Annotated in this window: 19 protein-coding genes and 1 tRNA gene; 7 read left to right on the top strand and 13 right to left on the bottom strand. The window is 53.7% G+C overall.

Translation table 11 applies throughout. From position 1 onward, the window contains the following. The first annotated feature begins 6 nt into the window (after positions 1–6). The 4 genes from OSH03_RS16105 (at position 7) to OSH03_RS16090 (ending at position 4,188) form a co-directional block, all read left to right on the top strand. Entirely contained in the window at positions 7–1,944 is a 1,938-nt protein-coding gene (locus OSH03_RS16105; RefSeq protein ID WP_266179572.1) for a GGDEF domain-containing phosphodiesterase, read from the top strand. Between the two features lie 239 nt (positions 1,945–2,183). Then, positions 2,184–2,441 (top strand): YjhX family toxin, encoded by a 258-nt coding sequence (locus OSH03_RS16100; protein WP_028012097.1) that lies wholly within the window; start codon positions 2,184–2,186, stop codon positions 2,439–2,441. Between the two features lie 10 nt (positions 2,442–2,451). Continuing rightward, on the top strand, positions 2,452–3,198 hold the full coding sequence (locus tag OSH03_RS16095) for an SAM-dependent methyltransferase (protein WP_266179571.1): 747 nt from the start codon (positions 2,452–2,454) through the stop codon (positions 3,196–3,198). A gap of 135 nt (positions 3,199–3,333) precedes the next feature. Further along, the gene (locus OSH03_RS16090; protein WP_266179570.1) at positions 3,334–4,188 is read left to right on the top strand and encodes a GIY-YIG nuclease family protein; all 855 of its coding nucleotides are present in this window, start codon (positions 3,334–3,336) and stop codon (positions 4,186–4,188) included. 336 nt (positions 4,189–4,524) lie between these two features. On the opposite strand, the gene OSH03_RS16085 is transcribed toward OSH03_RS16090, so the two are convergent. From OSH03_RS16085 to proB, 3 genes are all read right to left on the bottom strand, one after another. Next, positions 4,525–4,600 (bottom strand) — tRNA-Thr (locus OSH03_RS16085). 111 nt (positions 4,601–4,711) lie between these two features. Beyond that, positions 4,712–5,965 (bottom strand): glutamate-5-semialdehyde dehydrogenase, encoded by a 1,254-nt coding sequence (proA, locus tag OSH03_RS16080; RefSeq protein ID WP_266179569.1) that lies wholly within the window; start codon positions 5,963–5,965, stop codon positions 4,712–4,714. 11 nt (positions 5,966–5,976) lie between these two features. After that, complete coding sequence (gene proB / locus OSH03_RS16075) at positions 5,977–7,080, bottom strand: glutamate 5-kinase (RefSeq protein ID WP_266179568.1); 1,104 nt, start codon at positions 7,078–7,080, stop codon at positions 5,977–5,979. A gap of 305 nt (positions 7,081–7,385) precedes the next feature. Here proB and phoE point away from each other — a divergent pair, with 305 nt between their 5' ends. Then, a complete protein-coding gene (phoE, locus tag OSH03_RS16070; protein ID WP_061099098.1) occupies positions 7,386–8,438 on the top strand; it encodes a phosphoporin PhoE in 1,053 nt (350 codons plus the stop codon). Positions 8,439–8,550: 112 nt separating this feature from the next. Here phoE and crl read toward each other — a convergent pair whose 3' ends face one another. From crl to gpt, 3 genes are all read right to left on the bottom strand, one after another. Continuing rightward, on the bottom strand, positions 8,551–8,952 hold the full coding sequence (gene crl / locus OSH03_RS16065; protein ID WP_008500249.1) for a sigma factor-binding protein Crl: 402 nt from the start codon (positions 8,950–8,952) through the stop codon (positions 8,551–8,553). A 57-nt stretch (positions 8,953–9,009) separates the two neighbouring features. Further along, positions 9,010–10,254, bottom strand: coding sequence for an esterase FrsA (gene frsA / locus OSH03_RS16060; protein WP_266179567.1), 1,245 nt, complete (start codon positions 10,252–10,254; stop codon positions 9,010–9,012). Positions 10,255–10,358: 104 nt separating this feature from the next. Continuing rightward, entirely contained in the window at positions 10,359–10,817 is a 459-nt protein-coding gene (gene gpt / locus OSH03_RS16055; RefSeq protein WP_003863205.1) for a xanthine phosphoribosyltransferase, read from the bottom strand. Between the two features lie 260 nt (positions 10,818–11,077). On the opposite strand from gpt, the gene pepD reads away from it, so the two are divergent. Further along, complete coding sequence (pepD, locus tag OSH03_RS16050) at positions 11,078–12,535, top strand: cytosol nonspecific dipeptidase (protein ID WP_266179566.1); 1,458 nt, start codon at positions 11,078–11,080, stop codon at positions 12,533–12,535. Positions 12,536–12,596: 61 nt separating this feature from the next. Here pepD and dinB read toward each other — a convergent pair whose 3' ends face one another. Then, a complete protein-coding gene (gene dinB, locus OSH03_RS16045) occupies positions 12,597–13,655 on the bottom strand; it encodes a DNA polymerase IV (RefSeq protein WP_061099099.1) in 1,059 nt (352 codons plus the stop codon). A 158-nt stretch (positions 13,656–13,813) separates the two neighbouring features. Between dinB and OSH03_RS16040 the strand changes: the two genes are divergently transcribed. Beyond that, positions 13,814–14,674 (top strand): glycerophosphodiester phosphodiesterase family protein, encoded by an 861-nt coding sequence (locus OSH03_RS16040; protein ID WP_266179565.1) that lies wholly within the window; start codon positions 13,814–13,816, stop codon positions 14,672–14,674. A 30-nt stretch (positions 14,675–14,704) separates the two neighbouring features. On the opposite strand, the gene nqrM is transcribed toward OSH03_RS16040, so the two are convergent. From nqrM to OSH03_RS16010, 6 genes are read right to left on the bottom strand one after another with little or no spacing between them, the layout of a single operon-like run. Further along, positions 14,705–14,908: a (Na+)-NQR maturation NqrM gene (gene nqrM / locus OSH03_RS16035; protein WP_266179633.1), complete on the bottom strand. Its 204-nt coding sequence runs from the start codon at positions 14,906–14,908 to the stop codon at positions 14,705–14,707. After that, positions 14,908–16,131, bottom strand: coding sequence for an NADH:ubiquinone reductase (Na(+)-transporting) subunit F (nqrF, locus tag OSH03_RS16030; protein ID WP_266179564.1), 1,224 nt, complete (start codon positions 16,129–16,131; stop codon positions 14,908–14,910). The genes nqrM and nqrF overlap by 1 nt, the downstream gene beginning before the upstream one ends. 10 nt (positions 16,132–16,141) lie before the next feature. Further along, positions 16,142–16,738, bottom strand: a complete 597-nt coding sequence (gene nqrE, locus OSH03_RS16025; protein ID WP_061099102.1) for an NADH:ubiquinone reductase (Na(+)-transporting) subunit E — start codon at positions 16,736–16,738, stop codon at positions 16,142–16,144. Positions 16,739–16,744: 6 nt separating this feature from the next. Further along, complete coding sequence (locus tag OSH03_RS16020) at positions 16,745–17,383, bottom strand: NADH:ubiquinone reductase (Na(+)-transporting) subunit D (RefSeq protein WP_061099103.1); 639 nt, start codon at positions 17,381–17,383, stop codon at positions 16,745–16,747. Further along, entirely contained in the window at positions 17,376–18,170 is a 795-nt protein-coding gene (locus OSH03_RS16015) for a Na(+)-translocating NADH-quinone reductase subunit C (protein ID WP_151413061.1), read from the bottom strand. The genes OSH03_RS16020 and OSH03_RS16015 overlap by 8 nt, the downstream gene beginning before the upstream one ends. Further along, entirely contained in the window at positions 18,163–19,398 is a 1,236-nt protein-coding gene (locus tag OSH03_RS16010) for an NADH:ubiquinone reductase (Na(+)-transporting) subunit B (protein WP_151413060.1), read from the bottom strand. The genes OSH03_RS16015 and OSH03_RS16010 overlap by 8 nt, the downstream gene beginning before the upstream one ends. Positions 19,399–19,400 lie beyond the last annotated feature (2 nt).

Below are 19,400 nucleotides of genomic sequence, written 5' to 3'. Positions count from 1 at the left end.
AACATAATGAACAGGATACTGGTTGGTATCATTTTTTCTCTTTTTATCACGACGGGATATATTGCATTTCTTGTTTACGATCGTCAGCAAGAGCTGCAAAAACTGACTCACTACACTGAGTCCTGGTCCGTGGCTCAACTGGTATCTGAGTATTACCGATTTGAATCATGGCTTGGTCTATACGCAACCGATACCGATGACGTTACGATAGACCAGGCCCGCATGCGTCTCGAAATAATGCTTAGCCAGGGCGAGTTACTGAACGGGGGAGATTTAGGCCGCTATATTGCGAGCGATAAAACGCATCAAGAGATCGCTGCACGCCTGAAAGAAATACTGGCGTATCTGGACAGCAACCTGGAAAAAATGAGCCATGCAGAGTTAAAAACGTACCTGGCATATATGCACCAGCTCGATGCGCCGCTCAGTCAACTCTCTTCGACCGCCTTAACAAAAGATATTAACACGATTAATGAATCCAACCATAAAATACAGATACTTTATTATATCTACTCCGCACTTTCGTTACTTCTGGTGATACTAAGCTTTATTCTGGGGTTCTTAATGATCTATCAGAATAAAAATATTCTTAAAGCCCACATGCAGGTTAAAACCCTTGCTGACGAACTTCAGCTGTCAAAAGAGACGCTGCAAATTCAGAATTCGAAGCTGGAATACGATGTGTATCATGATTCCCTCACCGGCATGAAAAACCGTCTATTCTTCTGGGACGATCTCAATAAAATTAACCTTGAGGCGGATAAAGACCACATCCCTGTGACGGTGATGTTATTTGATTTAGACCGCTTCAAAGAGGTCAACGATACCTATGGCCATGACGCCGGCGATTTACTGTTGAATCAGGTATCCCGACGGCTTACCTCAATGAGCAACGCGACGGATACGTTTTACCGCCTGGGCGGTGACGAGTTTGCACTTCTCTCCAGCGGCCTGACCGAGAGCGCGGCGGTGTCGCGCGCCAAAGAGATCAGCGCTCACATCAGTCTGCCCTATACGATCAATAACCAGCTGATAAAAATTGCCACCTGTGTCGGTATCGTTTTATCTGATAATGAACGGCGCTCTGATTATCTCTATAAATTTGCCGATCTGGCCCTCTACGAAGCCAAAAAAGAGGGCTCCCAGCAGATAAAAGTCTTTCGTCAGTGGATGCTGCAGAAGCTGCAGGAAAGCAGAACCCTTGAGCATGATATGGCTCTCGCGATCGACAACCATGAATTCGTTGTTTATTACCAGCCTATTGTCGATTCATTCAGCAATGAAATTTACGGCTATGAAGCGCTTATTCGCTGGATGCACCCGGTGAAGGGGATTTTGTCACCTGATTACTTTATTTCTGTTGCTGAAAAAACAGGAATGATCAACGAGATCGGCAAAAACGTGCTGGAACTTGCCTGCCGGGAGGCGGTTTCCTGGGCGGTTCCGGCCAGAATCTCGGTAAACGTTTCCCCTGTTCAGCTGGGCACTAAATCATTTACTGCAATGGTTCAGTCCATCCTGAAAGAGACAGGCCTGCCGGCCAGCCGCCTTGAGCTGGAAGTTACGGAGTCTTCGCTCTTCAGTGACAGCAACACGCCGCTCACTATTCTCAAAAAGCTCAGATCGCTGGGGGTAAAAATCTCCATTGATGATTTCGGAACGGGTTATTCCTCGCTCTCAAGATTGAGTGAACTCAATTTTGATAAAATTAAAATTGATAAATCCTTTGTGAATCCAATATCCACCCAAGACGATGCGCTTAATATCGTTAAACTGATTACCGGCATGGCGAAGAGCCTGAATATGCGGGTCATTGCAGAAGGTGTGGAAACCGAAGCGCAGCTTGAAAGGCTTCAGGCGCTGGGCTGCGATCTCGTACAGGGCTATCTTTTCGGAAAGCCGCAGGCTGAAATCGATAAAAATATAAAAAACGGTACCGTGTGATCCTACCGGGATCACACTTTTCAGCCCTGGGTATACACATACAGTGACCCGATGTTATCATTCACCCCGTAAATACCTTTCAACTCAATCCGAGGCTTTGATGCTGGAGAATGTAATCATCCGATAATCAGCTCCCCGACCTTTTCAGGCCGGACTGATTATCAATGCGCCGAAATCGAATGCGGACACCGCTGTGTGTTTGCACGTTTTGCACATGATGATTAAACAGGTTTTCCAGTATGAATTTATCCCGTCAGGAACAGCGTACCTTACACGTTCTCGCCAAAGGTGGCCGTATTGTGCACGTCCGCGATACGTCCGGCCGCGTCACCGCCGTTGAATGCTATAGCCGCGAAGGTCTGCTGCTCAGCGACTGCACGCTCGCCGTCTTCAAAAAGCTTAAAACCAAAAAGCTGATCAAATCCGTTAACGGTCAGCCCTACCGCATCAATACTACCGGGCTGAACAACGTCCGTGCCCAGCCTGATAATCGTTAAGGAGAGGATAATGGATATCCCACGTATTTTTACCATTAGCGAAAGCGAACATCGCATTCATAACCCCTTCACGCCAGAAAAGTACGCAACGCTGGGGCGCGTGTTACGCATGAAGCCAGGCGCACGCCTTCTCGATCTCGGCAGCGGTTCGGGAGAGATGCTCTGCACCTGGGCACGCGATCACGGGATTACCGGTACCGGCATCGACATGAGCCCGCTCTTTACCATGCAGGCAAAGCGGCGCGCAGAGGCGCTCGGCGTCAGCGAACGCGTTCATTTTATGCATAACGACGCGGCAGGCTACGTCGCGGATGAGCCATGCGACGTGGCGGCCTGCGTTGGCGCCACGTGGATTGCGGGCGGCGTTGCCGGGACAATGGACCTGCTGGCAAAAAGCCTTAGGCCCGGGGGAATCATGCTCATCGGTGAACCTTACTGGCGACAGGTTCCCGCAACGGAGGAGATGGCTCGGGCTTGCGGCGTCTCGTCCACCGCAGATTTTCTCACCCTGCCCGACCTTGTCGCGTCTTTCGATCGCCTGGGCTATGACCTGGTCGAAATGGTGCTGGCAGACCAGGAGGGCTGGGACAGATACGAAGCCGCGAAATGGATGACAATGCGCCGCTGGCTGGAGCAAAACCCCGACGATGATTTTGCACAGGAGGTGCGCGCGGAGCTGACGGTAGCGCCTAAGCGCCATGTGGCTTACACAAGGGAATATATTGGCTGGGGCGTGTTTGCGTTAATTGCACGATAGGAAAGAGTGGCGGTATAGACTGAAGGGGCTATACCGCCTTAAGCAGGAAGCGCTAGCATTGTGAACGATGCGCTACGCCTAACATGAAAAAACTTCTATCATTGCTTTTTCCGTTACCACAATCACAGGCGCTTTATGGACCCCCCTTCTTTTCTCTATTTATTGCTTTTCCCGGCACAAAAAATGATGAAAGTGGGTAAAGCTAACAACATCTATAACCGCATTCAGTCGCTAAAACGGGTCTGGGGCGATGTGGATTATGCCCATTCATATCGCATTGCCTTGCCGCAGTCCGAGGTCTTTAAGCTGGAAAAAATGCTGCATTTTCTTTTGGCCAAATATCAAACGGGCATTGATGCCGGCGACGGCTATACCGAGCTGTTTTCCATTGAGGCGCTGGAGCCCGCCATTAAGCATATTCATTACGTTATTGAGCATGGGGTCATTAATGCTCAGCTCCTTCAGGGAATCGAAAAGCCACAGCTTCGGCCCGGCAAAAGCGCGGCGCACCGCCACGCGGAAATGAAAAAGCGGTCAGATACTATGATTAGCAACGTTGTCACGGTGACGGAACAGTTCAGCAGGATAAATCGTTTACTGCTTATCTTGTTGTTTAAGCAGCATCGCCTTCGTTATCAATATGATATTGAAGGTAATACCATACTGTTTCGGGTAGCAGACAACCGTACTGACCAACGCGATGTTCACAAAATAATGCGTATGTTCAGCTTTTTTATTGAAGACTTTAGATACATGGGCGGGACCAACTACTGCTCGGGGGTCTTTGGTGAAGGCACGGTCACGCAATACAACGTGGAGTTGATTTCAGGCGACCCTGACGCACATCCTCTGGTGGCCTATCTCGCCTCGCAAACGGAGCGCTTGTTTAATAAATTGCCATCGCGATCGGCGTTATTAATGGAAGATCTGCCGATACTGGAATCGAGCCGAATCCTGCGCAGTGTATTACAGAGTGAGGACGAGGCTTAAGTTGCTTATGCCGCGACGCTTATTGCTAGTCAAGGGCAAGCCGAGGCACGGTCATCAAGAAACCCAAAAAATACGTCCACCGTTTTTCCAACGCCGGGTAAGGATTTGAGTTCCAACAACATCACATCCCGCCTCCATTAGTCCAGTCAATTTACGAGCAATACATAATGCTGTTGCACCAGTCATTTCTACCGCTCCGAGTAAAACGCCAGACTCACCCAGTAACAGGATACTTAGCGTTTCCGCTTATGTCTCACTTTTATCTGAAAACACTGCCGCTAGCTATGAATAGAAAGCTTTATAAATTAGAGGAATTATGGATTTATGAGAAAGAAATGGTGCCGATAATAGGAGTCGAACCTACGACCTTCGCATTACGAATGCGCTGCTCTACCAACTGAGCTATATCGGCCCTGAGAGGCCGGTTACGAATGTAACCACGGGGCAAAAGGTTAGATCTAACCGGGTGATGCGTCAATGCCCTTTTGAATCAAACGGCTATTTTTGCATCACCCGTGATTATTTACGCACGAATCGTATCGTCACCGAAGCCGATCCACTTGTAGGTGGTCAGCGCTTCAAGGCCCATCGGACCGCGCGCATGCAGTTTCTGCGTGCTGACCGCTACTTCTGCACCAAGTCCGAACTGGGCGCCGTCGGTGAAGCGGGTAGAGGCGTTCACATATACCGCCGAGGAATCCACTTCGTTCACGAAGCGATCGGCATTGCGCAGCGTGCGCGTCAGGATGGCGTCAGAGTGCTGCGTGCCGTGTTCACGAATGTGCGCAATGGCGTCGTCGAGATCCGCAATCACCTTCACGTTCAGATCCAGCGACAGGAACTCGTCGTCGTACTGCTCCACTTTTACAGGAACCACGCTAGCCGGGCCACCCTGGAGCAGCGCGAGGGCGCTGGCATCAGCGTGCAGCGTCACCCCGCTCTCCGCCATCTGCTTGCTCAGAGCAGGCAGGAAGGCGCTCGCAATCCCCTGGTGCACCAGCAGCGTTTCCACGGTATTACAGGTGCTTGGACGCTGGGTTTTCGCGTTAACGATAATCTTCAGCGCCGGTTCAATCTCAGCGCTGTCGTCGACCACGATATGGCATACGCCGATACCGCCCGTGATGACCGGAATGGTCGACTGCTCGCGGCACAGCTTGTGCAGGCCCGCGCCACCGCGTGGGATCAGCATGTCGATGTATTTGTCCATGCGCAGCATCTCGTTGACCAGCGCACGGTCAGGACTCTCAATCGCCTGCACGGCCCCCGCCGGCAAGCCGCACTCTTCCAGCGCCTGCTGGATGACTTTCACCGTCGCGGCGTTGGTGCGCCAGGTCTCTTTCCCGCCGCGCAGAATGGCGGCGTTACCGGTTTTCAGGCACAGGGAAGCGACGTCAACCGTCACGTTTGGTCGGGCTTCGTAAATCACGCCGATGACGCCAAGCGGCACGCGGCGACGCTCCAGACGCAGACCGCTGTCGAGCAGTCCACCGTCAATCACCTGCCCTACCGGGTCGGCCAGATTACAAACCTGACGGACATCGTCGGCGATGCCTTTCAGGCGTGCCGGGGTCAGCGCCAGGCGGTCGAGCATCGCTTCGCTCAGGCCGTTTCGACGCGCTTCCAGCAGATCCTGTTCATTGGCGAGCAAAATCTCCTGGGATTGTGCTTCCAGATAATCAGCGATTTTTTCCAGCACGCTGTTTTTCTCGCGGCTGGAAAGGAGCGCCAGTTTGTAAGAGGCGGCCTTCGCGGCTGCGCCCATTTGTTCCAGCATGTTCTGGCTCCTTAACGAATAATCATGTCATCGCGATGCACGGCAACCGGACCGTATTCATAGCCCAGAATGGCGTCGATCTGCTGCGAGTGGTGGCCCGCAATGCGGCGCAGGGCATCGCTGTTATAGCGGCTTACGCCGTGCGCGATGTCGCGACCTTCAAGGTTACGGATGCGGATCACTTCACCACGGGAGAAGTTGCCTGTCACGCTTTTAATTCCTTTGGGAAGCAATGAACTCCCACGTTCCAGAATCGCCGCCGTCGCGCCTTCATCAACGACGAGCTCGCCAGCGGGAGGCGCGCCAAAGATCCAGCGCTTGCGGTTTTCCAGCGGGGATTCCTGAGCGTGGAAGCGAGTGCCGACAGAGATGCCTTCCATCACGTCGCCAATCACGCCTGGGCGGCTGCCCGCCGCGATAATGGTGTCGATCCCGGCACGGCAGGCCACGTCAGCGGCCTGCAGCTTAGTGCCCATTCCACCCGTACCCAGGCCTGAAACGCTGTCACCAGCGATGGCGCGCAGGGCATCGTCGATGCCGTGAACGTCGGCAATCAGTTCGGCTTCCGGATTGGAGCGCGGGTCGGCGGTAAAGAGTCCCTGCTGATCGGTCAGCAGCAGCAATTTATCGGCACCGGCCAGAATAGCGGCCAGCGCAGAGAGGTTATCGTTATCGCCCACTTTGATTTCAGCGGTGGCAACGGCATCGTTTTCGTTAATAACAGGAACAATATTGTTGTCCAGCAGCGCGCGCAGGGTATCGCGCGCGTTCAGGAAGCGCTCCCGGTCTTCCATATCCGCACGCGTCAGCAGCATCTGCCCGACGTGAATACCGTAGATGGAGAACAGCTGTTCCCAGAGTTGAATGAGTCGGCTTTGTCCCACGGCGGCCAGCAGCTGTTTAGAGGCGATCGTCGCGGGGAGTTCGGGGTAGCCCAGGTGTTCACGCCCGGCGGCAATTGCCCCGGAGGTCACAATCACAATACGGTGCCCTGCGGCATGCAGCTGAGCGCACTGACGTACAAGCTCAACAATGTGGGCGCGATTTAGGCGGCGCGATCCGCCTGTTAACACACTGGTACCGAGTTTTACCACCAGCGTCTGGCTGTCACTCATGATTCTCTGCCGTTCAACGATAAGGGAAAGTAATGTCGAACGAACGTTTTAACAGGAGTCAGCCCGGTTGCCAACTGCCTTAGTGCATCACCAGGCACTTTGTTGCGCGGGATCAGGAAGCGTAGCGGCAGAATTTGACAAATTTATTACCGTAATAATAAATCACAGTTTTTTAAAATTATTCTTAGTTTGTCATAAAAGCTTCATTCCAGAACGATAAAACCCTTCCTGTTTTTTCACGGGACTTAAGCATCAGCTTATCGTCCAGCGAATTTTTAAAGCGCGTTTATAAGACAGGATCGAAAATGAAAAAGAGCACTCTGGCATTAGTGGTTATGGGCGTGGTGGCTTCCGCATCTGTTCACGCAGCAGAAGTTTATAATAAAAACGGTAATAAACTGGACGTGTACGGCAAAGTGAAAGCTATGCACTATATCAGTGATGATGACACCAAAGATGGTGACCAGACTTACGTTCGTTTCGGTTTTAAAGGCGAAACCCAGATTAACGATCAGCTGACGGGCTACGGCCGTTGGGAAGCAGAATTTGCGGGTAACAAAGCGGAGAGCGACTCCTCGCAGAAAACACGTCTGGCATTTGCTGGTCTGAAGCTGAAAGACTTTGGCTCTCTGGATTACGGTCGTAACCTGGGCGCGCTTTATGACGTCGCGGCATACACCGATATGTTCCCTGAGTTCGGTGGTGACGGCCTGGCACAGACCGACAACTTCATGACGAAACGTGCCTCCGGACTGGCCACCTACCGCAATACCGACTTCTTCGGCATGGTAGACGGTCTTGATATGACCCTGCAATATCAGGGCAAAAACGAAAACCGCGACGTGAAAAAGCAGAACGGTGACGGCTTTGGTACGTCTCTGGCCTATGACTTTGGCGGCAGCGATTTCTCCGTCATTGGTGCTTATGCTAGCTCCGATCGCACCAACGAGCAGAACCTACTGGCGCGCGGTGAAGGTAAAAAAGCCGAGGGCTGGGCAACCGGTCTGAAATATGACGGCAACGATATTTACCTGGCCACTATTTATTCTGAAACCCGCAATATGGCCCCTATCTCCGGTGGTTTTGCAAATAAAGCGCAAAACTTCGAAGTGGTTGCACAATATCAGTTTGACTTTGGTCTGCGCCCATCCGTGGGTTATGTACAGTCCAAAGGTAAAGATATCGAAGGCATTGGCGATGAAGATATCGTGAAATACATTGACGTGGGTGCCACGTATTACTTCAACAAAAACATGTCCGCGTTTGTTGATTATAAAATCAACCAGATTGACGACGATAATAAACTGGGCGTGAGCAGCGATGATATCGTTGCGCTGGGTGTGACGTATCAGTTCTAAGATTATCCAAATAAGAAAATCCCGGCAGATAAGCCGGGATTTTTTTTGCCCAGGATAAATGCAGTCTGCTGCCCTCACCCCGGCCCTCTCCCACAGGAGAGGGAGAAGACCATTACGCGGTCAGCTTCACCGCTTCGCTGGAAAAGTCATCCGCTGGCTCGAACTTAAGGTCCAGAGTGGCCAGCAGCGCGCTCGCTTTGTCGTGGAACTCTTTCAGGGTATATTCCAGGCGATCGATCACTTCCTGATCTTTGATAGTAGTAGCCTGCCAGTTGCCGTCTTTGTTAAACAGGCCAAACTGGTAGCTATACGTAAAACGTTTCTCCTCTGCTTCCATTTCCATCCACCAGCCCCAGAATTCACGTTTTTCGGGTGCAGGCTTCACGTTGACGCAAACAGCCAGGCAGTCGAAAAAAAAGCGATTCTCTTCACACTGCTCTTCTCGAATATACGGGCCAAGAGCCATAAATTTCTTAATCAGCCTACTTTTCGGGTGTCCACTCGGTAACGTCATTGCGATCTCCTTTTGTGAAGCCACTGTTTTACCAAACCAGCGAAATTTAGCAATCTATTAACACACTCTCTGGGCGATCCAGCGCGTGATCTCTTTCAAGGCTTTGTCAAAATTCTGATACACCGGGCTGAACGGCACCTCAAGCAATTTGCCATCCGCAGATGACGAAGTGATTAAGCGCGACTCTTCCTCCGGGCTGAACGGATCGTTTTTCCAGAAACCGGAAAGCATCGGCGTCGGGCAGCGGCGTCCAAGCAACCCTTGCGTTTTTAACGAGTAACGATTGAGTTCAACGCGCAGCGCTTCGTCTGAGGCGTCATGCATGCCAAGGCGGCTGGCCAGCACGTCCAGGTACATCTCCGGCACGCTCCCCTGACGGGCAGGATCGCTGAGCAGGGCATGAACCACCGGCCCCAGACAGGCGACAGCTTTCAGACGTGAAGATTCAAGGTAAGCCAGACGCACAGCGACGTTCGCCCCAAAACGGAAGCCAAATGCGGCGACGCGGGTGTGGTCAACCCACGGAACATTTTCCAGCGCTTTAAGCGCATGCTGGTGCAGCAGGCTCGAATCCTGCGTTAACTTCCACTTCGACGAGAACCCAATAGAAGGCATATCGAGCGTCAGCATCGCGATACCCTTTGGTGCGAGGTAGCGCTCATACAGGCTGTAATAGTCGATTTGCAGGGAATCCAGCCCGCCGCACATGAGCACGGTCGGGAACGGGCCGTCGCCTTCAGGCATGTGCAGGAACCCGGTGACGGGCGCACCGCCCGGAACGGCGAACTCAAGCTCGCGCATCTGGCCCGGCAGGCGTTGAGCCGCCTCCTCATAGGCACGATTCGCCAGCGCCTGAGCCTGCTCGGCCAGCTCATCCCCTTTCAAATGCGGATAGGCGGCGATGGCGTAGAGGTTGGCCGCATGCAGCCAGTGCTTGCCGCTTCGCGTGGCGTCCTCCTCCTGGCTGGCTTTTTGCTGCCAGAGCATCGCCTGTTTAGACCATTCGTAGATCCAATTCCCGCCCCGGTAGCCCACCACCGTGTCGTAGAGCTCGCTGTCGGTACGCTCCGACTCGCTCATCACGATACGCGCCTGCACGTCGAGGATCTCACGGGGGTCAATACCGCGCCAGATCCACATCAGGCGGTTAATCATGCGATACCAGTGGGGCACGTTTTTACCGTCTAACGCAGACTGGACGGCAGGCATGGTACCCGGATTAAACCGACGGACCAGCGTCGACGTTTCAGGGTGTTTGAAACGGGGTTTGAAGAGAGTCTCGGTGAGATTCGCCTGCGTCATTGCGTTGCCTCCATGGATACGTCATATAGTGCCCATTGTAACGCGTGGCGGGATAAAAAGAACAACGCCCGGCATAGCCGGGCGTGTAAAGTTACGTACTGAAATTAACGGCCTGAAATAGGCGGTACGAAGACCACGCCCATATCCCACGGCTGTTCAATCCAGGTATCCTGCGGGATATCAATGACGTAATCGTCAACCAGTGGGCGACCCGCTGGCTTAGCGAAGATCGTCACGAAGTGCGCTTTTGGATACATTTCGCGAATAGCGACCGCAGTACCGCCGGTGTCCACCAGATCGTCGATAACGATGAAGCCTTCACCGTCGCCTTCAGCGCGTTTCAGCACTTTCAGCTCACGCTGGTTGTCATGGTCATAGCTGGAGATGCAGACGGTATCGACATGACGAATACCCAGCTCACGTGCCAGCAGCGCCCCCGGTACCAGACCGCCACGGCTGACGGCAATAATGCCTTTCCACTGTTCGGAAGGCATCAGACGCGCAGCCAGTTTGCGTGCGTGAATCTGCAACATGTCCCAGGTGACGACGTATTTTTCGCTCATGTGAAGTGTCCCAGCCTGTTTTTATACGGCTTAAAAAGTGTTCGAGGGGGAAATAGGTTGCGCGAGATTATAGAGATCTGGCGCACTAAAAACCAGTGTTTAGCGCTCCCTGCCTGAGTTTTTACATGCTTTATGCTACCAGCCAGCAGAGAAAGTGGTATTCTCAGTTGCATCTCGCAAGCCCGTCTTGTGGTAACTATTAACCTGCTAACCCTGTGGCCTGCAACCCTGTTTGCAGCGCCTCGACAAGGAGACTTATCGTGTCTGAACTGTCTCAATTATCTCCGCAGCCGCTGTGGGATATTTTTGCCAAAATTTGCTCCATTCCACACCCTTCCTACCATGAAGAACAGCTTGCCGAACATATTATGGGTTGGGCGAAGGAAAAAGGTCTGCACGCAGAGCGCGACCAGGTTGGCAACATTCTGATCCGCAAACCGGCTACCGCAGGCATGGAAAACCGTAAACCTGTTGTGCTGCAGGCGCACCTGGACATGGTGCCACAGAAAAACAACGACACCGTTCATGACTTCACTAAAGACCCAATCCAGCCTTACATCGACGGCGACTGGATAAAAGCGCGCGGCACCACCCTGGGCGCGGACAACGGCATCGGTATGGCCTCTGCGCTGGCCGTGCTGGCAGACGACAGCGTTGAGCATGGCCCGCTGGAAGTGCTGCTGACCATGACCGAAGAAGCGGGCATGGACGGCGCGTTCGGTCTGCAGGCGAACTGGCTGCAGGCAGATATCCTGATTAACACCGATTCCGAAGAAGAAGGTGAGATCTACATGGGCTGCGCGGGCGGGATTGATTTCATCTCCACCCTGCCGCTGTCCCGCGAAGCGATTCCTGCGGGCTTCCAGACCTTCAAGCTGACGCTGAAAGGGCTGAAAGGCGGTCACTCCGGCGGTGATATTCATCTGGGCCTGGGTAACGCTAACAAACTGCTGGCGCGCTTCCTGGCGGGCCACGCGGCCGAGCTGGACCTGCGTCTGGTGGACTTCAACGGCGGCACCCTGCGTAACGCGATCCCACGCGAAGCCTTTGCCACCGTGGCGGTGCCAGCGGCGAAAGCGGACGAGCTGAAAAAACTCTCCAGCGTCTACCTGGATATCCTGAAAAACGAACTGTCGGCGAAAGAGAAAAACCTGACCGTGGTGCTGGAATCTGTGTCTACGGATAAAGCCGCGCTGACCTCGCAGTCTCGCGACAGCTTCGTTCAGCTGCTGAACGCGACGCCAAACGGCGTTATTCGTAACTCTGACGTGGCGAAAGGCGTGGTGGAAACCTCTCTGAACGTGGGCGTGGTGACCATGAGCGACGACAGCGCGGAAATTATCTGCCTGATCCGCTCCCTGATCGACAGCGGTAAAGAGTATGTAGTAAGCATGCTGGAATCTCTGGGTGCGCTGGCGGGCGCGAAAACGTCTGCAAAAGGCAGTTACCCGGGCTGGCAGCCGGATGCAAGTTCTCCGGTAATGGCGCTGGTGCGTGAAACTTATCAGCGTCTGTTCAACAGCACCCCGAACATCCAGGTGATCCACGCGGGTCTGGAATGTGGCTTGTTCAAGAAGCCGTATCCGGACATGGACATGGTCTCCATCGGGCCAACCATTACCGGTCCACATTCGCCGGATGAGCAGGTTCATATCGAAAGCGTCGGCCATTACTGGACGCTGCTGACGGAACTGCTGAAGGCGATTCCTGCGAAGTAATACCCTCACCTCAGCCCTCTCCCTCAAGGGAGAGGGTGAACAATCTGGTGCCACCGGGCTATTACAATCCCAAAACCAACTGACGTTCTAACTGCGGGTCCAGTAATGTGACATGCAGTCCCACAAGCCGAACTCCCCTTCCGCCCCGCCGCTCTTCCCACGCCTTTTTCGCTGTCGCGATAAGATCGTCTTTATTCAGGCGCGGCCAGACGTGCTCCTGCGTTGTCTGTTGAAAGTCGTTAAATTTCAGTTTTATGCCCTGTCGGGCAATCAGTAAATCAGGCTTTACTTTGATCAGGCGTCGTTCCAGCTCCGGATAGAGCTGTTCCGTAATAATGGTTTCGCATTCCGACCAGTCATGGATGTCTTCGCTCAGCGTGCGCTCAACCCCGACCGATTTACGAAGCCGTTCGCTGCTTACGCTGCGCTCATCGATGCCCTGGCTGCGCTCCCACAGCACGCGGCCAAACTTCCCAAAGCGCTTGAGCAGCATCGCCAGGTCGCTTCGCTGCACGTCTTCGCAGGTACGTAACCCCATACTTTCCAGCTTCGCGGCGGAGACTTTACCTACGCCGGGAATTTTGCCAAGCGGCAGCGTTTTTAAAAACGCCGGGACCTCTTCAGGGGTGATGACGTACTGGCCGTTGGGTTTATTTAAATCGGAAGCGATTTTGGCGAGAAATTTTACCGGCGCGACGCCTGCCGACGCGGTGAGATTCAGCTCGTTAAAAATGGTCTGGCGGATCTCCTGCGCCATCAGGGTAGCGGAGCCATGACAGTGCAGGCTATCGGTGACGTCCAGATAAGCTTCGTCCAGCGAAAGCGGTTCAATCAGTGAGGTGTAGCGGGAGAAAATTTCCCGAATATGGTTTGAGGCTTCTTTATAGGCGTCAAAGCGCCCGGGCAAAAGAGTAAGGTGCGGACACAGTTTCAGCGCCATCGCCGTCGGCATGGCGCTACGCACGCCAAATTTGCGTGCAGGGTAATTGGCGGTGCTGATCACACCGCGCTGAACGCGGCTGCCGCCAATGGCGATGGGAATATCCCGCAGCGCCGGGTTGTCACGCATCTCCACTGCGGCAAAAAAGCAGTCCATATCGACATGGATTATTTTGCGCATCGGTCATACCACACATGTATTTATATACAGTATAACAAAAGGCAAAAAATGCGTCAGCTATTTTCCTTACTCACGGCTGTCATATAAATGTGTTACAAACATTCGTAATAAAGCCTTTATATACATATATTTAGGGAATTAATGGAGGGTAATCATTCATGAAGAAAATTCTATCGATTTCGCTACTGTTTCTGGCGAGTGCTGCATCAGCAAATCCAGAAATCATCGCTCATCGGGGTGGCACTGCGGATGCACCTGAAAACACTCTGCCAGCCATTAAGCTCGCGCTTGAAAACAAAGCAGATATCGTCTGGATAACCGTGCAGCTAAGTCTGGATGGCGTACCGGTTCTCTATCGACCAGCCGATCTGAAAGCGTTAACCAATCTGCAGGGAAAGGTGTCACAGTATACCGCTGAAGAACTGGCAAAGGCGGATGCCAGCGTGAAGTGGAAAGATAAGGGCCTGCCGGAAAACCTGCTTAATTCCCCGATACCGACGCTGAAGTCGGTACTGAGCGCCTGGCCAGACACGCGATTTTTCATTGACATCAAATCGCCGGATGCCGATCCGGCGACCATGAGCAACGCGCTGCTTAACGTATTGAAAGAGACCAACAGCCTGAATCGGGTTCGCGTCTATTCAACCGAAGATCGCTATATGGAAGCATTGCCTGCCGAAATCCCCCGCTTTGTCACACGCAGCGAGACTCGCACGCGTCTGGCCACGATTTCGCTGAGCCACGAATGTCTGCCTCCTTCACAAAAAATGGACGATTACTGGTATGGGCTTGAGTTAAATCGAAAAGTAGAGGTGGTTGAGAAATTCACCTTAGGCGAAGGTGTCTCTCCTGCAACATTAACGTGGGACAAAGAGGCCGTTGATTGCTTCCGCTCTCAGGGCAATGCCCATCTGATTTTTATCGGCGTGAACTCTGAAGAGGATTACCAGAAGGCGAAAACACTGGGTGCCGAAGGGGTTCTTGTGGACTCGCCAGCCAAAGCCAAAAGCTGGAAATAAATGAAAAAGGCCGCAAGAAGCGGCCTTTTTCTAGATGATCCTATGCTGGTCCCGAGCCATCCGTTTTTTACGCGCATCGCACGGTTCCGGGCAGTCGCACACCTTTTCCATTCCGATGGAAGAGATACCTCCACAGCTGCCCTGAATGCTTTTACGCTTGATGATCCAGCCTAAAGACATGCCGAAGATCACCAGCAAAAATACCGCAAAGGTTGCCAGAAAGGTCAGCACGATCAGCCTCCGAAATCATCAAGAAGGATATTCTCATCTTCCACGCCGAGATCTTTCAGCATCTTGATCACGGCGGCGTTCATCATTGGCGGACCACACATATAGAACTCGCAGTCTTCCGGTGCCGGATGCTGTTTGAGGTAGTTTTCATACAGCACGTTGTGAATGAACCCCGTATAGCCCGTCCAGTTATCTTCCGGTTGCGGATCGGAGAGCGCCACGTGGAAAGTGAAGTTAGGGTTCTCACGCGCCAGCTGTTCGAACTCATCGTCGTAGAACATTTCGCGCAGCGAGCGCGCACCGTACCAGAAGCTGATTTTACGCTTGCTGCCGAGCCGCTTGAGCTGGTCAAAGATGTGCGAGCGCATAGGGGCCATACCCGCACCGCCGCCGATAAAGACCATTTCCGCGTCGGTATCTTTAGCAAAGAACTCACCGAACGGACCGGAGATCGTCACCTTGTCCCCTGGCTTAAGGGACCAGATATACGACGACATCACGCCCGGCGGCGCGTCAGGCACGTTTGGCGGCGGCGTGGCGATACGCACGTTGAGCATGATAATGCCCTTCTCTTCCGGGTAGTTAGCCATGGAATAGGCGCGAAGCGCGGGCTCTTTTACCTCGGAAACAAAGCGGAAGAGATTAAATTTATCCCAGTCGGCCCGGTACTCATCGGGCACGTTGAAGTCCGCATACGCCACGGTGTGCGCCGGACAATCAATCTGGATATACCCGCCTGCACGGAACGGCACGCTCTCCCCTTCAGGGACACGCAGCTTAAGCTCTTTAATGAACGTAGCTTTGTTATCGTTCGAGATAACCTCGCACTCCCATTTTTTCACGCCGAAGATCTCTTCCGGCAGCTCAATCTTCATGTTCTGACGCACCGCGACCTGGCACGCCAGGCGGCAACCCTCTTTCGCTTCACGCTTCGTGATATGCGACAGTTCAGTTGGCAGAATATCTCCGCCCCCCTCTTTCACCGTCACACGGCACTGCCCGCATGAGCCGCCTCCACCGCAGGCTGACGAGACAAAAATCCCGTTGCCCGAGAGCGTATTAAGCAGCTTGTCCCCTGCCGGAGTGCGGATCTGGTTCTGCGGATCGTCATTGATATCAATGATCACATCCCCGGAATTAACCAGCTTTGCGCGCGCCGCCAGAATCAGCCCTGACAGCACCAGTACTATCAGCGTGAACATCACCACGCCAAGAATAATTTCCATCTGTTAGCCCTTATAGCTGCACACCGGAGAAGGACATAAAGCCCAACGCCATCAGGCCGGTGGTGATAAAGGTGATCCCTAAGCCACGCAGCCCAGCGGGCACGTTGGCATATTTCATTTTTTCACGGATCCCCGCCATGGTGACAATCGCCAGCATCCAGCCGATACCGGAACCGAAGCCGTACACCACCGATTCACTGAAGTTGTAATCACGCTGCACCATAAACGAGACGCCACCAAAGATGGCGCAGTTCACCGCGATCAGCGGCAGGAAAATCCCCAGCGCGTTGTACAGCGACGGGAAATACTTATCGAGGATCATCTCCAGGATTTGTACCAGCGCCGCAATCACCCCGATGAAGGTGATGAAGTTAAGGAAGCTGAGATCAACGCCCTCCACCAGCGCGCTGTCCCGCAGCACGAAGTTGAACACCAGGTTGTTAATCGGAACCGAAAGCCCCAGCACAACGGTGACCGCCACGCCCAGGCCAAATGCCGTCGAGACCTTTTTAGAAACGGCAAGGAACGTACACATGCCCAGGAAGAAGGCGAGCGCCATGTTTTCAACAAACACCGCGCGCACAAATAAACTCAGGTAATGAGCCATTGTCGGTTACTCCTTTTCCTGCTGTTCAGGCTTCAACGTACGAATCAGCCAGATCAGCAAACCGATAATGAAAAACGCGCTTGGGGCCAGCAGGAACAGGCCGTTCGGCAGATACCAGCCGCCGTTCTGTACCGTATCCAGCACCTGAACGCCAAACAGCTTGCCGCTGCCAATAAGCTCGCGCAGGAAACCGACCGTCAGCAGGATCACGCCGTAGCCCAGGCCGTTGCCGATACCGTCCATAAAGCTCGCCAGCGGCGGCATTTTCATGGCGTAGGCTTCAGCGCGCCCCATCACGATGCAGTTGGTGATAATCAGGCCGACAAACACCGAAAGCTGCTTCGAGGTTTCGTAGGCGAAAGCGCGCAGCAGCTGATCGACCACGATCACCAGCGAGGCGATGATCGCCATCTGCACGATGATCCTCACGCTGTTAGGGATGTGGTGGCGGATCATGGAGATAAACATGCTGGAAAACGCCGTCACCAGCGTTACCGCCATCGTCATCACCACCGCCGTTTCCAGCTTAGTGGTCACCGCCAGGGCTGAACAGACTCCCAGCACCTGCAGGGTTATCGGGTTATTGGCTAAAAGTGGGCCAATCAGCACTTTTTTAACTTCTTTCAGTTCACCCGTATCAGCCATTGTTCAGCGCTCCTTCACGTACATTTTTCAGGAAGGGACCAAAGCCCAGTTCACCCATCCAGAAATCAAAACTGTGCTGTACCCCGTTAGAGGTGAGCGTAGCGCCGGAAAGGCCGTCAACGGCAAATTCATCTCCGGGACGCGCGCCTCCTTTCACCACCTTCAGCGCGGGCTGGCCGTTTTCGTCGAGCACTTTTTTACCGACAAACTGCGCACGCCAGTTAGGGTTTTCCACTTCACCACCCAGCCCCGGGGTTTCGCCCTGGTCGTAATAAGTAATGCCTTTGACCGTGCGGCCATCGGTATCCAGTGCCACAAAGGCGTACATCATTGACCATAGCCCGTTACCGTAGATCGGCAAAACCACTTCCTGCACGCGCTTTTGCTCATCACGCACCAGGTAAATCTCCGCGATGTTGCTGCGGCGCTTAATGCCTGCCGGATCCTGCGAGGCATCAAGCACGGTGCTCATCTGTGGATCTTTCAGCGCCAGCGCCTGGTTGTATTTCGCCGGGTCTTTATCCATCAGCTCGCCGGTTTTTAAATCCACCAGCCGCGCGGTAATGCGCTCAGCAAACACGGCCGCGACGTCGTCCTTAGTCATGCCTTCCTGCATCAGCCCGGCTACGGCCAGGATGTTGCGCTGTTTATCCAGCGCGCGTTGCTCCTGCTGGAGCGGTTTTAACCCTACGGCAGAGCCGGCAACCACGATGGAGCAGACCAGACACAGCACCAAAACCACCAGCAGCGTTTTGCTGATGCTGTCGTTATTTTTAATCTCAGCCACGCGCCTTCCTCCGCTTAATGTTGGCGCGCACGACCAGGTAGTCGAACAGCGGCGCAAACAGGTTGGCAAACAGAATGGCCAACATCATCCCTTCCGGATAGGCCGGGTTGACCACGCGAATCAGTACACACATCACGCCAATAAGCGCGCCGTAACACCATTTCCCCCTGTCGGTAAAGGAGGCCGAGACGGGATCGGTGGCCATGAACATCATGCCAAACGCAAAGCCTCCCAGCACCAGGTGCCAGTACCACGGCATGGAGAACATCGGGTTCGTGTTTGAACCAATAAGATTGAACAGCGTGGCGGTAAGCACCATGCCGAGCATAACGCCCGCAACGATGCGCCAGGACGCCACGCGGCCAAAGAGGATGATGGCCCCACCGATCAAAATCATCAGGGTAGACACTTCACCAATGGAGCCCGGGATGTTGCCAAGAAACGCATCAAACCAGGTCACCGGCTGGCCGGTAGCATTGTTGACTAGCGTTTCGCCGCCGCCTGCCGCCCACTGAGAAAGCGGCGTCGCGCCGGAGAAACCGTCCGCTGCCGTCCACACCAGGTCGCCCGAAATCTGTGCCGGGTAAGCAAAGAACAGGAACGCACGCCCCGCCAGCGCCGGGTTGAGGAAGTTACGTCCGGTTCCGCCGAAGATCTCTTTAGCAATCACCACGCCAAAGCTGATCCCCATCGCCGCCTGCCAGAGCGGCAGCGTAGGCGGAACAATCAGCGCAAACAGAATGGAGGTGACGAAGAAGCCTTCGTTGATCTCGTGTTTGCGGATGATGGCGAATAGCACTTCCCAGAAGCCGCCCACGATAAAGACGGTCATGTAGATCGGCAGGAAGAAGACGGCCCCCAGCGTCATCATGCTGACCCAGCCTGCATCAGCCGCAAAGCTGACGCCCAGCGACTGCGCCAGACGATAGTGCCAGTCAGATTGGATCACCTGCGCCAGCTGCTGAGCATCGTACATATGATGCAGCGCCGGAATGGTTTGCAGACCGACGTTGTACATACCCCAGAACATGGCCGGGAAGACCGCAAACCACACCAGGATCATCATGCGTTTCAGATCGATGGCATCGCGAACGTGCGCTGCCCCTTTCGTCACCAGACCCGGAGTGTAGAAAATAGTCGTCGTCGCTTCATACAGCGGGTAGTACTTTTTGAGCTTCCCTTCGGTAAAGTGCGGCTCAATTTTTTCAAAGAGGTGTTTTAATCCCATGG

The sequence above is a fragment of the Enterobacter nematophilus genome (genome assembly GCF_026344075.1).
GTDB classification, from domain to species: Bacteria; Pseudomonadota; Gammaproteobacteria; order Enterobacterales; family Enterobacteriaceae; genus Enterobacter; species Enterobacter nematophilus.
This window is presented reverse-complemented; position numbering and strand designations above follow the sequence as displayed.